This is a genomic window from Neisseria mucosa (genome assembly GCA_003028315.1).
Taxonomy (GTDB): domain Bacteria; phylum Pseudomonadota; class Gammaproteobacteria; order Burkholderiales; family Neisseriaceae; genus Neisseria; species Neisseria mucosa.
Genome location: CP028150.1, coordinates 1,784,512 through 1,800,091 on the forward strand (window position 1 = coordinate 1,784,512; position 15,580 = coordinate 1,800,091).

The 15,580-nt window shown below is 53.6% G+C and carries 14 protein-coding genes and 1 pseudogene; 11 read left to right on the forward strand and 4 right to left on the reverse strand.

Going from position 1 to position 15,580, the window contains the following annotated elements; genetic code table 11:
• Positions 1 to 94: 94 nt before the first annotated feature.
• A complete protein-coding gene (locus NM96_08945) occupies positions 95 to 721 on the reverse strand; it encodes a dTMP kinase (protein ID AVR80307.1) in 627 nt (208 codons plus the stop codon).
• Between the two features lie 430 nt (positions 722 to 1,151).
• Here NM96_08945 and NM96_08950 point away from each other — a divergent pair, with 430 nt between their 5' ends.
• The 11 genes and pseudogenes from NM96_08950 (at position 1,152) to NM96_09000 (ending at position 10,987) form a co-directional block, all read left to right on the forward strand.
• Positions 1,152 to 1,808 carry a spore coat protein SpoU gene (locus tag NM96_08950; protein AVR79444.1) on the forward strand — a complete coding sequence of 219 codons (657 nt, stop codon included), beginning with the start codon at positions 1,152 to 1,154 and terminating at the stop codon, positions 1,806 to 1,808.
• Positions 1,809 to 1,844: 36 nt separating this feature from the next.
• Positions 1,845 to 2,570 (forward strand): molecular chaperone, encoded by a 726-nt coding sequence (locus tag NM96_08955; protein ID AVR79445.1) that lies wholly within the window; start codon positions 1,845 to 1,847, stop codon positions 2,568 to 2,570.
• Between the two features lie 37 nt (positions 2,571 to 2,607).
• Positions 2,608 to 5,024: pseudogene (locus NM96_08960) on the forward strand (fimbrial biogenesis outer membrane usher protein).
• Complete coding sequence (locus tag NM96_08965; protein ID AVR79446.1) at positions 5,015 to 5,386, forward strand: hypothetical protein; 372 nt, start codon at positions 5,015 to 5,017, stop codon at positions 5,384 to 5,386. The pseudogene NM96_08960 and the gene NM96_08965 overlap by 10 nt, the downstream one beginning before the upstream one ends.
• 305 nt (positions 5,387 to 5,691) lie before the next feature.
• Positions 5,692 to 6,132 (forward strand): hypothetical protein, encoded by a 441-nt coding sequence (locus NM96_08970; protein ID AVR79447.1) that lies wholly within the window; start codon positions 5,692 to 5,694, stop codon positions 6,130 to 6,132.
• Between the two features lie 98 nt (positions 6,133 to 6,230).
• Positions 6,231 to 6,449, forward strand: coding sequence for a hypothetical protein (locus NM96_08975; GenBank protein ID AVR79448.1), 219 nt, complete (start codon positions 6,231 to 6,233; stop codon positions 6,447 to 6,449).
• On the forward strand, positions 6,436 to 7,314 hold the full coding sequence (locus NM96_08980; protein ID AVR79449.1) for a hydroxyacid dehydrogenase: 879 nt from the start codon (positions 6,436 to 6,438) through the stop codon (positions 7,312 to 7,314). The genes NM96_08975 and NM96_08980 overlap by 14 nt, the downstream gene beginning before the upstream one ends.
• Before the next feature lie 243 nt (positions 7,315 to 7,557).
• Positions 7,558 to 8,559 (forward strand): TraB/GumN family protein, encoded by a 1,002-nt coding sequence (locus NM96_08985; GenBank protein AVR79450.1) that lies wholly within the window; start codon positions 7,558 to 7,560, stop codon positions 8,557 to 8,559.
• 114 nt (positions 8,560 to 8,673) lie between these two features.
• Positions 8,674 to 9,312 carry an alpha/beta hydrolase gene (locus tag NM96_08990; GenBank protein ID AVR79451.1) on the forward strand — a complete coding sequence of 213 codons (639 nt, stop codon included), beginning with the start codon at positions 8,674 to 8,676 and terminating at the stop codon, positions 9,310 to 9,312.
• A gap of 189 nt (positions 9,313 to 9,501) precedes the next feature.
• On the forward strand, positions 9,502 to 10,314 hold the full coding sequence (locus NM96_08995; GenBank protein AVR79452.1) for a fimb protein: 813 nt from the start codon (positions 9,502 to 9,504) through the stop codon (positions 10,312 to 10,314).
• 241 nt (positions 10,315 to 10,555) lie between these two features.
• Positions 10,556 to 10,987: an EamA family transporter gene (locus NM96_09000; GenBank protein ID AVR79453.1), complete on the forward strand. Its 432-nt coding sequence runs from the start codon at positions 10,556 to 10,558 to the stop codon at positions 10,985 to 10,987.
• Between the two features lie 93 nt (positions 10,988 to 11,080).
• On the opposite strand, the gene pgmB is transcribed toward NM96_09000, so the two are convergent.
• The 3 genes from pgmB to NM96_09015 all read right to left on the reverse strand — a co-directional run bounded on the left by pgmB (position 11,081) and on the right by NM96_09015 (position 15,492).
• The gene (gene pgmB, locus NM96_09005; protein AVR79454.1) at positions 11,081 to 11,746 is read right to left on the reverse strand and encodes a beta-phosphoglucomutase; all 666 of its coding nucleotides are present in this window, start codon (positions 11,744 to 11,746) and stop codon (positions 11,081 to 11,083) included.
• A 12-nt stretch (positions 11,747 to 11,758) separates the two neighbouring features.
• Entirely contained in the window at positions 11,759 to 14,017 is a 2,259-nt protein-coding gene (locus NM96_09010) for a glycoside hydrolase family 65 protein (protein AVR79455.1), read from the reverse strand.
• 122 nt (positions 14,018 to 14,139) lie between these two features.
• Positions 14,140 to 15,492, reverse strand: a complete 1,353-nt coding sequence (locus tag NM96_09015) for an MFS transporter (GenBank protein AVR79456.1) — start codon at positions 15,490 to 15,492, stop codon at positions 14,140 to 14,142.
• Positions 15,493 to 15,580 lie beyond the last annotated feature (88 nt).

Here is a 15,580-nt window from a genome sequence, read left to right on the forward strand (position 1 = left end):
ACCATGTTCCCAATGCGGCGCATACCGCTATTTTCATCTGAAACAAACAACCTCAAAGCAAAAACGTATCCTTTCAGACGACCTTCATTCGGTTTTAAACATCCATACCGAAACTGCGCGCCAATGCATGTTCGATATCCGCCCTCACCTCTTCCAAACTCCGGTTGCCGTCGATAAGCGCGTAGCGTTCGGGATGCGCGGCGGCGCGTTCGAGATAAACAGCACGCACGCGGGTGAAAAAATCCGCCTGCTCCTGCTCGAAACGGTCCTTCTCGCGCGTCTGTCCGATACGCGCCATCGACACTTCCAGCGGCACGTCCAGCAGCAACGTCAAATCAGGACCAAACCCGCCCTGCACCCAATTTTCCAGCGTTTCAATATCCTGAAGGGGCACGCCGCGCCCACCGCCCTGATACGCGAAAGTCGCATCAGTAAAACGGTCGGAAACGACATGAATGCCGTCTGCCAGCGCAGGCAGGATAACGTCTTCAAGATGCTGCTGCCGCGCGGCAAACATCATCAACGTCTCCGCGCGCAATCCCGCCTTGGTTTCAGGGTTCAACAAAATTTCGCGCAAAGCCTCGCCGACAGGCGTACCGCCCGGCTCGCGGGTAAACAATACAGGAAGGTCGCGGGATTCGAACCATTGGCGGATAACGGCAAGATTGGTCGATTTGCCCGCGCCGTCTATGCCGTCCAGAGTGATGAATTTGGGTTTCATAAGGTCAATTTGATTGAGAGAACGGATGTTCAAAAGGTCATCTGAAAAGACGGATTATAAATGCTTTCAGACGACCTTGCCTTTCAATGCGGCGTTTCCCGCATACCGTTCCGACATTTCCGGGTTTTCAAATCAATCTGATGTCAAAACCCCGCAAACCTTGAATACCGCCTTCAGATGACCTTTTATCTTTTTAATCAACCGACCAAGCCTTTCACTTTGCAAAAAAACAACAAAAAATAATACAAAATTTACAAAAAACACAGGAACTTATAAAATATAAAACAATAACAGTTGCAACAATAATCACAAATCATAATAATGTCATATATACCGTTCAGGCACAAAAGCCTACTGTATAAGCATTACACAGAAAATATTACGGAGACTGTGTCAATACACATCTAAACTCACATAAGGATAAATTCCGATGAAAACCCGTTTTACTTTAACTTCTCTGGCTCTGGCTTCTCTCATGATGATGGGCAATACTGCAATGGCTGTCACCACCTCTACTGGTAATTTTAACGTTACAATCAACCTGACAGGGCAATGTGAAGCCGTTGAAGTAGCTGGTGGCAGCGCAGCCCTTGCCGAAGCTACCGCAAAACAAAATGGTGATGCAATCACTAATGGGGCCGACATCAATTTTGGCGAACATGTAGCCAAATCCGGAGCCACTACTGTTGATGGAACAAGCAGAGGTACAACCACAAGTGGTATTAAAGTAACCTGTAGTAAAAATATGCCGTTTAATATTGCCTTGGAATCAATAAATAAACCTGGTTCCACCGGCGAAGGTCTGATGAAAGGTGTTACAACTGGAAACACCGACGAAATCGGCTACCAACTCTACAAACCCACTGTTTCCTCTGCAGGCTCTTGGCAAAATACCGTTACCGCTTCTACAGACTATTCAGATGCCAACAAATGGGGCAATGATAGCAATAGCAATACTTTGAGCTTGTACGGTAAAGGTTATGACTCACCTATGGTCATTCCAGTACTTGCTCGAGTTCCTGCAGATTCTCTGGACAAATATCTCGACCGTTATCAAGACCGCGTAAAAGTAACCTTGTCTTGGTAATAACATCCTCAAAACAAAATAACTAAAAAAATACTCATGCAAAAAGCAATCAGCACACTTGTCGGTATGCTGACGGCGGCAGCGGTTTTACAGAGCCATGCCGCCGGCTTGCAAGTCAGTCCGACATCTCTTTCCCTGCCCGCCAAACAGCGGGCGGGCATTTTTACTTTGGGAAATAAGGGTACAGAGCCGTTGACGGCTCAGGTGCGCGTATTCCGCTGGACGCAGAACGCAAACGGCGGTGAGGTACTCGAACCTACCGATGCCGTCATTGCCAGCCCGCCCATGGTCAAACTGGAAGCGGGTGCGCAGCAGCAGTTCCGCGTGATGCGCGTCAAACCGTCTGACAAACAGGCTGAAGAAGCCTACCGCCTGATTGTGGACGAGCTGCCCGCTCCCGATGCGAAACCACGAAAAGGCATTCAGTTGGTGATGCGCTATTCGCTGCCGCTGTTTGTCAACGTTCAAAACAATGCCGAACCGAAACTGCAATGGCGCGCGGAAAAAACCGCGAACGGCAAAGCGGTTTTGGTTGCCGAAAACACGGGCAATGCCCATGCACAACTGAGCAATATTACTTTTCAGACGACCTCCGCCAAAGACCCATTGACGCTGGCAAGCGGTCTGGCGGGCTACGTCCTGCCGGGCAACACTTGGAAACGCGAATTGGAAGTTTCCCCCGCCTCTCTGAACCAAGGTCGTCTGAATGCCACGGTAAACGGTATGCCGATCCAAACGGAGGTACGGTTTGCCGCCCCATGACCTAAGGACACGGCTCACCCGGCTGAGTGCCGCGTTGATGCTGTGTTTCTACGCCCTGCCCTCCCCTGCTCAAGACATCCTGACGCAGGCGGCGCCTGCTGCCTACGAGCAGGCATGGCTGACCGTTTACCCTCAGGTCAAAGTCAACGGCAGCATACGCGACGGTATCGAACCCTTCATGTCGCGTAACGGCGTGCTGTATGCGCGTCCCGAATCCCTGCGCGCCTACGGCATTGCCCTGCCCGACGCAGAAGCTGCCGAAGCAGGCAAAAACGGTGTCGTGCCTGAAATTCAGGACGGCGCGTCCACACCCGGCGCGGGCGTATGGTTCGAACTCTCCGCCATCCCCGGCTTGCAGGCGAAATACGATGCCGCCGCGCAAACCCTTGATCTCACCGCCCCCTCGAATGGCAGCCCGACCTGAAAACCGCCCGAATCGGCGCACCGCAGGAAAACCGCTACGCCATCGCCAAACCCGGCTTTGCCGCCGTTCTGAACTATGACGCCAATATCTCGCGCAACCGCTCCGGCAACGGCACGCAGGGCGTTTTCGGCGAAATGCGCCTGAGCACACCTTGGGGCTATCTGAACCACACCCAATTTGCCAACCGTAGCCGCAACAAAGAAAGCGGCTCCCGCGGCAACACCGCCCGCCTGGATACCTACTGGCGCACCGTCTGGCCCGAACAAGGCATATCACTGACCGTGGGCGATACCCTGACCGGACAAATCGGCTCATGGGGAGGCACACGCATCGGCGGCATTAAAATCTCCCGCACTTACAACACCCGCCCGTGGAAACAAACCGCCCCGCTGCGCTCCTACCTAGGCAAAAGCACCCTGCCCGGCACGGTCGATCTCTACCTCGACGGCGTCAAACAAATGAGTCGCGACATCGAAGCGGGCGAATACGAACTCATCCTGCCGCCGTCCATCAGCGGCCGCAGCAACGCCCAAGTCGTCGCCACCGACGTACTGGGGCGCACCGTCGTCGTCGATATGCCGCTTTACGGCGGCAGCGGACTTTTGGCAAAAGGCTTGAACGAATGGTCGTTTGAAGCAGGCTACGTCCGCCGCGATTACGGCATCCGTTCCGCCAAATACCAATCCGACCCCGCCGCCTCCGGCACGCTGCGTTACGGCGTCAGCAATACCCTGACCGCCCAAATCCACGGCGAAGCCGCACGCGGCTACCGTCAGGCGGGCATTGCCGCCGATACCGTATTGGGTTCGCTCGGACAACTCAATCTTACCTACGCCGAAAGCCGCTTCGCAGGCAAAACAGGACGACGCGGCAGCGCGTTTTTCAGCACCCAATGGGACAAACTTTCCCTCAGCGCAGGCGCAAGCCGCACCAACGGACAATTTGCCGAACTGGGCGATACCGCATACGGCGCAGACTTTTTCAAAGCCACACGCCACCCCGCCACATCCGCCTCCGCATCCGCAGGCTGGAGCAGCGACAAACTCGGCTCATTCAGCCTATCCTACGTCCATTCCCACACCGAAGGCAGTCCCGCCGACGGCATAGGCTCATTCGGCTGGAGCCGTAGCTTCAAAAAAAGCGCCTCGCTCTACGCCGGCGCCAATAAAAACTTCCGCAACAAACGTGAACTGAGTTTCCACGCAGGCCTCTCCGTTAGCCTCGACAACGGCTATTCGACCTCCGCAGGCATCAGCAAAAACAAACACAACAACAGCTACCAAGCAACCCTGAACAAAACCAGCAGCGGCATGGGCAGTACCAGCTGGGGCATAGGCTGGCAGCAAAACGACAACGCAAACGGCAGCCGCAGCAATACCTTCAACGGCAACATCCGCCATCAAAATACCTACGGCGACGGTTGGGCAAACGTTTACAGCCAAAGCGGCAACAGCAACTGGAACGCAGGCTGGAGGGGCGGCCTCGTCCTCATGGGCGGCAGTATCTTCGCCACCCGCCAAGTCAACGACAGTTTCGCCATCGTCAGCACCGGCGATATGGCGGACGTCCCCATCCGCGCAGGCGGCATGCCCGTAGGCAAAACCAACCGCAAAGGGTTGGCACTGATCCCCAGCCTCTCCGCCTACCAAAAAAACACCGTCAGCGTCGATATTGCCGAGTTGCCGCTGGACGTCCAGCTTGAACACACCGTCGCCGAAATCGCCCCGCCCGAACGCTCGGGCATGCGCGTCGAATTCAAAATCCAGCATACCCGCGCCGCCACCATGACGCTGAAAGACGCACAAAACCAATTACTCCCGAGCGGCGGCAGCATTACTGCCGAAGACGGCACACCGGCAGCCGTAACCGGCTTCGACGGCAAAACATATATTGAAAACATGAAAGAAGGCAGAAACCGCTTCACCGTTATCCTCCCCGAAAACGGCGGCACTTGCACATTTGAGGCGAACTACCCTGAAACACACAATCCGGATTCCATCCCGGAACTGGGAGACATCATATGCAGATAAATATAAAGAAAGGTCCTCTGAAAACCGCAAACCGTCTTTTCCGACAAATGACATTGCCTGCCGTATTCGGACTGCTGTCCCTGTCCGCAGGGCAAGCTTGGGCAAACAGCGGTGTAGCCGGCAGGTTTGTACAATGCACAGCGACGGTACAAGGCAACGGAACTTTCAAAGGTCATCCTGCCTTAGTATTCGGAAGTCAAAGCAATGGGATCAACCTTCTAAACAACAACCAGCCGGAAGATATTCAAGCCACCATCCACTACCAATGCACCAATAATGACATCTATACTGTAAAAGTACGCTTGTGCTTCAATATTGACGGAGGGAGAGGGTTTACAAACATATATACCCCCGGAGAATAGTTCATAGCAGAAATAACGCCCAAACACTGCAACTATCCTTACTTAAATCCGATAATACCAACTGGGGAACGGGTAACACGCCAAACACCCCCAGCAGTGTCGGAACAGGTGTCATGCGTATCGGGCTAAAGGGCACCTTTACTGGCAGTATCCCCATCAGAGCTAGATTAGTCAGCGGGCAAAGCAACACCATCCCCACTACGGCTTCGGATTATTACATTGCAGACTTTACCGGCAACTCCACCGTATTAAACTGGAAGGCAGAACGTTATGGTACTCCTGACCCTTCAGATTGCGGAAACGACTTGAATACAGGACAACGCTTCCCTTTTGTCGTCCAAGCCCATGTTGCACCCGTCTGCGAATTCATCTCCGCCGACGACATCGACTTCGGCACACACACCGCGGGCAGCACCAACCTGAAACAGTCGGGCAACCTTACCGTCCGCTGCACCAACGGCACGCCCTACACCGTCGGTCTGATTCCTTCCAACGGTAATCAGGAAGGCAGCGGCGAGATGAAATCCACCAACCCAGCCAATACTGACAAAGTCCCCTACCGCCTCAAAAAGGGTACCCATACAAACGCCCACCTATGGGGCAACAATCCTTCGGGATCAGGCAGCGCGTTGAAATCTACCGGCGACGGCAACAGCCAAATTCACACCATCTCGGCAGAAGTAAAAAACACCGACTACACCCCGGGCGAATATAAAGACAAGGTAACCGTCGATATCCGATACTGATCCGAAAGGTCGTCTGAAAAGAAAAAACAGCATAGTTATAGAAAACACCAATCCGCCGCTATTCCTGTTTGCAAAGGAATAGCGGCGGATGTTCTCATTTGTATAATGGATTAAATTTAAATCAGGATAAGGCGACGAAGTCGCAGACAGTACAGATAGTACGGCAAGGCGAGGCAACGCCGTACTGGTTTAAAGTTAATCCACTATATTCCCCAAAAAAGACCGTCTGTAAACCTTCAAAACTTTTCAGACGACCTTCAAACCGATATGATGGCAAATCAAACCAACAAGGGAGCAAACACCATGTCAAACAATGAATACACTCAAATCGGCTGGATCGGCCTGGGGCAGATGGGCAATCCGATGGTAACGCGCCTGCTCGATGCGGGCATCGAAGTCGGTGTTTACAACCGCTCACCCGATAAAACCGCCGACTTGCAAACCAAAGGTGCGAAAGTTTACCCAAGCCGCGCCGAACTTATCCGCGCTTATCCCGTTATTTTTCTGATGGTTTCCGACTACGCCGCCATCCTCGATATCCTCGACGAAGACACCCGCAAAGAGCTTGACGGCAAAATCATCGTCAACATGAGCACCATCGCCCCGTCAGAAAACCTCGCCGTCAAAGCCATCGTCGAGGCGGTGGGCGGACAGTTCGCCGAAGCCCCCGTCTCCGGCTCGGTTGTCCCCGCCACCAACGGCACGCTGCTGATTCTCTTCGGCGGCGAAGAGGATGTTTTAAATCCGCTGCAAAAAGTATTCGGCATCCTCGGCAAAAAAACCTTCCACTTCGGCAGCGTCGGCAAAGGCTCCGGCGCGAAACTCGTGCTCAATTCGCTCTTGGGCATTTTCGGCGAGGCATACAGCGAAGCCATGCTGATGGCGCGGCAATTCGGCATCGATACCGACACCATCATCGAAGCCGTCGGCGGTTCTGCCATGGATTCGCCCATGTTCCAAACCAAAAAATCCCTGTGGGCAAACCGTAAATTCCCGCCCGCCTTCGCCCTCAAACACGCCTCCAAAGACCTCAATCTCGCTGTCAACGAATTGAAACAGGCAGGCAATTCGCTGCCCGCCGTTGAAACCGTTGCCGAGAGCTACCGTCAAGCCGTCGCAGCAGGTTACGGCGAACAAGACGTTGCCGGCGTTTACCTGAAACTGGCGGAACATCAGAAATAGAGTGGCCGAATCCGGCAGATAAAGGTCGTCTGAAACCCATATCCCTTTTCAGACGACCTTGCTTGTCAGATTAGCGTATTGCAACCATTCAAATATAGTGGATTAACAAAAATCAGGACAAGGCGACGAAGCCGCAGACAGTACAGATAGTACGGCAAGGCGAGGCAACGCCGTACTGGTTTAAAGTTAATCCACTATACATTGCACATCATCCCGTTGCCCGTATCTTTCAGAGGAAATTTCATGCGCCCATTCCTTTCCCTCCTTGCCGCAGGCTTTACCCTCCTTACCCTGACCGCCTGCCAACCCGAGGCAGAACATACTGCTTCCGATGAAAAAATCAAAACCGCTTCCGCTGCGTCTGTCGACTGGTCGGTACCGCAACTGTCCAGCAACGTTTGGAAAATCAGTAAGGCAGGACAGCCCGACTCTTACCTTGCCGGCACCATCCACATCGGCAAAAAAGAAGCCGTCCTATCGAAAGAAGCCGAAAACCTGCTTGCCTCCGTCGAACAACTGACCACGGAAACCGACGTATTGCCGGAAGAAAATCCGGAAACGCAACAACAATACCAACAGTTTTTCAACCAAGCCACCGACACCAAATCCCTGAAAGCCAAGCTCGGCGATAAGACTTTCCAAGCCCTGCAAGAGGCCTTCCGCATAAATCCCGAAACCGCTCCCTTGGCGGAAGCTGTTGACGGTATGAAGCCTTGGGCGGCATTCCTATTTGCCCAAAGCGTCTACCCCGCCGAATACAGCTCCACGACAGGCGTGGATATGCTGCTTTCCAAGGCAGCCCAAAAAGCAGGCAAGCCGCGCCGCTTCCTCGAAACCATGCCTCAATTAGCGGAAAGTTTTTCCGCCTTTCCCGAAGAAACCATCATCCGTATTTTGAAAACAACAACGGACGACAACCAAGACTTTCTCGAACAAACCCATGAAATGTACGGTCTTTACGAAAGCGGCAACTTTGACAGTTACGCCGATACCCATGAAAAATACGAACAGCAATCCCTGAAAAAATACCCCGAAATTGCCCCTTTGATGCTGAACTGGTTTCAAAACGACTTATTGGTCGGCCGCAATTTGAAATGGCTGCCTGAAATCAAAGCCCAATCCGCCGAAAAAAGCACGCTGTTCGCCGTCGGCATCATGCACCTGATGTCCGAACAAGGCTTGATCGAATTGCTGCGCAAAGACGGTTACGAAGTAACGCCCATGCCCAAAGTATTGATGTGGTAACACAAATCACACAACAAGAGGTCGTCTGAAACCCGAATTCCCAGTTTTCAGACGACCTCTTGCGGGCAACAACATATGCCCATACCCAAACACCACCCCCCAAGGAAACCTCCCATGCAAAAACCCGACATCATCCAAATCGCAGGCCCCGCAGGGCTGCTCGAAACCATCTATCTTCCAGCCGTGCAAACACCTGCACGCGGCGTGGCAGTCATCAACCATCCCAACCCGCTGCAAGGCGGCACGAACACCAACAAAGTCATCCAAACCGCCGCCAAAGCCTTATCTCAGCTCGGTTTTCACTGTTACCTGCCCAACCTGCGCGGCGTAGGCAACAGCGAAGGCACACACGATTACGGACGCGGCGAAACGCAAGACTGTATCGCCGTCATCGACTATGCCCGCGCGCAACACCCCGAAGCCGAACTGTTCGCATTGGCAGGTTTCTCCTTCGGCGGCTATGTCGCCACCTTCGCCGCCCAAGAGCGCGAACCGGATTTGCTGCTGCTCATCGGCGCGGCAGTACACCACTACACTGACCGTCCTGAGCCTGCCTCCGTCCCCGATGTATCCAAAACCCTGATGATTCATGGCGCGGAGGACGAAGTTGTCGAAATCAATAAAGCCCTGACTTGGGCGGAACCGCAAGGTTTGCCCGTCATCACCATTGCCGGCTCATCCCACTTCTTCCACGGCAAACTCATCGTCCTGCGCGATACCATCGCCCGATTCGTGCCGTCGGTTTTGGGTTAAGCAGATAACATAAAAAGGTCGTCTGAAAACCTAAATCCGTTTTCAGACGACCTTTTTATTCAACTTTTTTGCTGCCACACCACATCCCTCACGTTTTGCACCATGAAACTCTATGTTGTCGGTCATATTCATATATAATACCGACCTTCAAAAATAATTCCCTCAATAATTACATTACGGAAATAACAAATGGAAAATACCCAAACTCCCTCCCGTTGGCGTTTTGCCCTCAAAAACGCGGGCTGGCATCTTGTCGTCAGCCTGATTCTTGCAGGCCTCGCGGCACTTTTGGTCTTCGCCGTTTGGTATCCCTACCCCTACTCAGAACTGACGGGCGGATTGAATTTGTACACACTCGTCGTCTCGGTCGATATTGTCTGCGGCCCTCTACTGACACTGGTTCTCGCCAGCCCTAAGAAAAAACTGCGCGAACGCATTACCGACTTTTCTTTGGTCGGCATCATCCAGATCGCCGCGCTGGTTTACGGCTTGCACAGCGTTTCCTTAGCGCGCCCTGTCGTTGCAGCCTTTGAAAAAGACCGTATCAACATTGTTACCGCCGCTGAAATCGACGAAGCGGATTTAGCCAAAGCCCCCGAAAAAATGCGTCAACTGCCGTGGTTCGGCATCGAACGCGTCGCCCTGCGCGATCCTGCAACCGTCGAAGAAGCCAACGAAAGCCTCAGCCTTTCCCTCAAAGGCATAGAACCGAGTATGCGCCCGAATTGGTGGCAGCCCGACAGTCCTGCCGAACGTGCGAAAATCCGCAGTGCGATGAAACCTTTGGCAGAACTCGCCATCGCCCGAAACATGAGCGAAGCGGACATCCTCAAAGCCACCTCCGTCAAACAAGCCGACAAACCTCTATTTTTCCTGCCGCTTACCAGCGGGAAAATCAAAAACTGGATTGTCGTCATGGATGAAAACGCCGACTTCCTCGGCTATGCGCCGATTGACGGCTTTATCGACAAAAAGCCAGAATTTAAAGAAAAAGTTATCTGATAGACAATTAGGTCGTCTGAAAATAGATTCCGCCCAATACCGCCGATAAAATTTCAGATAATCTCTCACCTTCAAAATGGCCGAACCCGAAGTCAGGGATTCGGCCTTTTCCGTTTAAAGCAATCCTATCCGGTGGTATGATGGGAAACATTCGCATCATCGGATGGATATAATATGGGGACGTCAAATAGTATCTCTCCCATCCCCCATAAGATCGGATTTTGATTCAGAAAGGAAAAACATGAGCGGCAACGCATGGCTTTTTTGGGCATTGGCTTCCGCAGGTTTCGCTTCGTTGACGGCAATTTTCGCCAAAATGGGTTTGCAGGGCATCGATTCAGATTTTGCCACTTTCATCCGCACGCTGGTCATCCTTGCCGCGCTGGTCTTGTTCCTGACCTATACCGGCAAATGGCAGGGTGTGAACGGGTTTACAGGAAGAAATTGGACCTTCCTGATTCTCTCCGGCCTCGCCACCGGCGCATCTTGGCTCGCCTACTTCAAAGCCCTGCAACTGGGCAACGCTTCGCAAGTCGCCCCCGTCGATAAATTCAGCTTGGTATTGGTTGCGCTGATGGCGGTGGTCTTTTTGGACGAACGCCCCAGCACTCAGGAATGGATTGGGCTGGGGCTGGTTACAGCGGGCGTATTGACATTGGCTTTGAAACGCTAGAAATATTTTTCCAATGAGAAAGGTCGTCTGAAAACCAAAATTCAGGTTTTCAGACGACCTTTTTACTTCCTTAACAACTTTACCTGACGCGCTTTACCTGCCCGACTGTGCCCACACGTTTTGCAGGTAGGCGTAGGTCAGCTCGGCGGTGCCGGACACCAGCGCGATGTCGCTGCCCAAGTCTTCGGCTTTGCCCACGCCTATGGGCAAGGCTCCGGAAGCTTTGATGGCGGCGACACCTGCGGCGGCGTCTTCGATGCCGATGCAGTGGCGGATGTCCGCGCCCACGCCCTCGGCGGCGGCGAGGAAGATGTCGGGGGCGGGTTTGGAATGCGCGACGGCGGCGGGGTCGGCGACGGCGTCGAAGAAGTGGGTCAGCCCCATGCGTTCCAGCAGGAACGGGCCGTTTTTACTGGCGGACGCGAGGGCGATTTTTTTGCCGTTTGCTTTCAATGCTTCCAGCAGCGGCAAAATGCCGGGGTACACGTCTTCGGGTTTGACTGCCTGAATCATCTCCAAGTAGTTGTCGTTTTTGCGGCGGGTCAGTTCGGCGAACTCGGCTTCGCCGACGGTTTTGCCGCCGTGAGCAAGGATGCGTTTGAGCGAATCGTCGCGCGACACGCCTTTGAGCTGCTCGTTAAACTTGCGGTCGATGCTGATGCCCAGTTCTTCGGCGAGTTTTTTCCATGCGCGGTAGTGGTATTCGGCGGTGTCGGTGATGACGCCGTCGAGGTCAAACAGGACTGCGGTAAAAGTCATTTTTCGCCCTCCTTATTTTTCCAACGCGACGGTGTGGCTGCCGTTGAGCGTGATGTCTTTACCGTACACCTGCAATTCGAGCGGTTCGCCTTTGAGCAGGGTGAAGACGACGTTTTCTTTGCCGACGGCGACTTTAATTAGACGGCCGCGGTAGTTGATGTGGAAGGCATAGCCTGTCCACGCACTCGGCAGGAACGGTGCGAAGCTGAGTTTGCCGCCCCAGTTTTTCATTTGGGCGAAACCTTGGACGATGGCGAGCCACGAGCCAGTCATGGAGGTGATGTGCAGGCCGTCTTCGGTGTCGTTGTTGTAGTTGTCCAAGTCCAGGCGGGCGGTGCGCTGGTACATTTCCACGGCTTTTTCTTCTTTGCCCAGTTCGGCGGCGAGGATGGCGTGGATACACGGCGACAGCGAGCTTTCGTGCACGGTCATCGGTTCGTAGAAGTCGAAGTTGCGGCGTTTTTCGTCCATGTTGAAACGGTCGCCGAAGAAGTAGATGCCTTGCAATACGTCCGCCTGTTTGATGAAGGGCGAACGCAGGATTTTGTCCCACGACCATTTCTGGTTGAGCGGCAAATCGTCGGGCGAAAGCGCGGACACGGGGCGGATGTCTTTGTCGAGGAAGCCGTCGTGTTGCACGAATACGCCGAGTTCTTCGTCATGCGGACGGTACATATTGGCGCTGATGTCCGCCCATTTTTCCAGCTCGGCGGCACTCACATTCAAATCCGGACGCGGATATTTCGCCAAGGCTTCGCGGGTGTAGTCCAATACCCATGCGGCGAGGGTGTTGGTGTACCAGTTGTTGTTGATGTTGTTTTCGTATTCGTTCGGGCCGGTTACGCCGTGAATCATGTATTTGCCGTTGCGTTTGGAGAAGTGGACGCGGTCCGCCCAGAAGCGGGACACTTCGACCAAGACTTCCAAGCCTTCTTTGGCAAGATAGCTTTCGTCGCCGGTGTAGTTGGTGTAGTTGTAGATGGCGTAAGGAATCGCGCCGTTGCGGTGGATTTCCTCGAAGGTGATTTCCCATTCGTTGTGGCACTCAATACCCGTAAACGTTACCATCGGATAGAGTGCGCCCGCCAAGCCCTGTTCGCGCGCGTTGTGTTGCGCCTGCGGCAGTTGGTTGCGGCGGTATTGCAGCAGGTTGCGGGTAACTTCGGGTTCCGCCAGTGCGAGGTAGAGCGGCACGGCGTAGGCTTCGGTGTCCCAATAGGTCGCGCCGCCGTATTTTTCGCCGGTAAAGCCTTTCGGGCCGATGTTCAGGCGCGCGTCTTCGCCGTAGTAGGTGGAGAACAGTTGGAACAGGTTGAAGCGGATGCCTTGTTGCGCTTCGTCGCTGCCTTCAATAACCACGTCGGCGATTTCCCAACGGTGCAGCCAGCCTGCTTTGTGCGCCTCCAGCAAGGTTTCAAACGCAACGCCTGCGATTTTTTCCGACAAGGCGCGGCCTGCGGCTTTCACCGCTTCCAAGCCCTGATAATCGCGACTGGTGGTAACAATCACGCGTTTTTCAAAGGTTTCGGGCGTACTGCCGACTTCGGCTTCGAAAGAATTGGAGACCTGCCAGTCGGTTTGGCTGCCGCCGAGGGCTTTGAAGCTGCCGGCAAAGGTTTGTTCGGCGTTGACGATAAATTGTTCCACGCCGAAGGGATTGGCGACGGTTTGGGTGGCAATGTAGGAGCGGTCGTATGAAACGCCTTTGTCCAATACCTGCCAGAATTTTTCTTCGTAGTTGGAATCTTCGTTTTTCACATCGGCGTCGATGATGGAATCAATGCGGACTTGGTGGGTTTTGCCGTCGACGGACACAGCTTCCCAGCGGATAACCGCCAGCTCTTTTTGCGCGACGGACAGGAATTTGCACACATCGAAACGCACGCCGAATACGGTGAACGAGCGGCGCAACACGCCGTGCTGCATATCGAGTTCGACGGAGAAGCCGGCAACGTCGTTTTTCGCCAAGTCCACTTCCTGCCCGTCGACAAAGATTCTGACTTTACTGAAATTGAGCGCGTTGATGGCTTTGCCGAAATATTTGGGATAGCCGTTTTTCCACCAGCCGACGCGGGTTTTGTCGGGGAACCACACGCCGGCGATGTAGGTGCCCAAGTGGCTGTCGGCAGAATAGGTTTCCTCAAAGCTGCCGCGCATACCCATATAGCCGTTGCCCAAGCTGGTCAGGCTCTCTTGCAGCCGTTTGTGTTCTTTTTCCAGTTTTGCCGAACGCAGCGTCCAAGGGCTGACTTCCATGATTCTTGTATACATCGTAAAGCTCCTGTTTTGATGGTTTTATGGCAAACCGTTTTGAAATACGGTTCGCCTTACTTAAATCAAATAAAGCGTCGGCAGAAGTTTCAGACGACCCTCCTGCCGATAAATGAAGAAAATTATGCGCCACCGTGTGTTTCTTTAATCAGGAACACGGAAAACGCGCCCAGCAGCAGGACGACGCCCCCTACCAAGAACATATTGGCCTGCAAACCGCCCATCATCGGGAACAACATGAAGCTCAACAGCGAAGCAACAATCTGAGGCATACAGATGGAGCCGTTGAACAAGCCCAAATAAGTGCCCATATGCTTGCCCGACAAGGCGTTGGTTACAATCGTCAGCGGATAAGTGATGATGCCCGCCCAAGCAATACCGATTAAGATGTAAGACAACACCAGCGCGTATTGGTTGCTGATGAAGAATACGGAGAAAAAGCCGAGCGCGCCCAAAGCCAGGCAGCTGAAATAACCCGCCTTAAGGTATCGGTTGGGGATTTTCGCCAATACAAACGAACAAATCACCGCCGCAACCGACTGCACCGCCGCCAATACACCGTACCAGTTGCCCGCTTCCTGATAGCCTACGGAAGACGCATCGGTCGTGTGCCAGACGTTTTCCGCAATCGCGCCAGCGGAATAAGTCCACATATATTGGAAAGCGAACCAGCAGAAAAACTGCACCAGAGTGACCGTCCAAAACGCTTTAGGCGCGGTTTTCAAGAGTTCGAACCAGTTGGCTTTTTCCTGATTTGCCGCCACGTCGATGCCGTGGTAGCGGGCGTAGGTTTCCGGATCGTATTCCTTCACTTTGAAAATCGTGAACGCGCTGGTAATCACCAACAACGCCGCGCCCACATAAAACGCCACGACCACGGTCTGCGGCACGACGCCTTTCTCGGCAGTATTCGCCAAACCGATATACGCAAACACAAACGGCAGAATCGCCGCCACAACCGCGCCCGTATTCGCCAAGAAGCTCTGAATCCCGTAGGCGTAGCTTTTCTGCTCTTCGTTGACCATGTCGCCGACCATCATCTTAAACGGCTGCATCGCCATATTTGACGACACGTCCAACAGCGCAATCATCAGCGCGCCGAACGACAAAGCCGCCAGCGACGCATAGCCGAAGCCGAAGCTGCCCGAGTTCGGCATCAAAATCATCACAATGACCGCAATCAGCGTGCCGTAAAGCAGATACGGCAGACGGCGGCCGCCCAAGTGCGGCTTCCAAGTGCGGTCGGAGTAATGGCCGACAATCGGCTGTACCAGCATCCCCGCCAAAGGAGGCAGGATAAAGAACCAGCCGAGGCTGTGCGGGTCGGCGCCGAGCGTCTGGAAGATGCGGCTCATCTGCGAGCTTTGCAGGGTAAAGGCCGTCTGAACGCCGAGAAAACCGAAACTGAGCATCCAAATCGTGCTTTTCGGCAGCGAGGGCAAGCCCTGCCGCGTAGGTTGCGTATTGTCCGACATGAGGTAGTCCTTTCGTTTTTTTGTAAAGAAAGCAATAAAACCATTTAAGCATTGACCCAAACCAGCCCTATTCGTTCATTTATCTTTA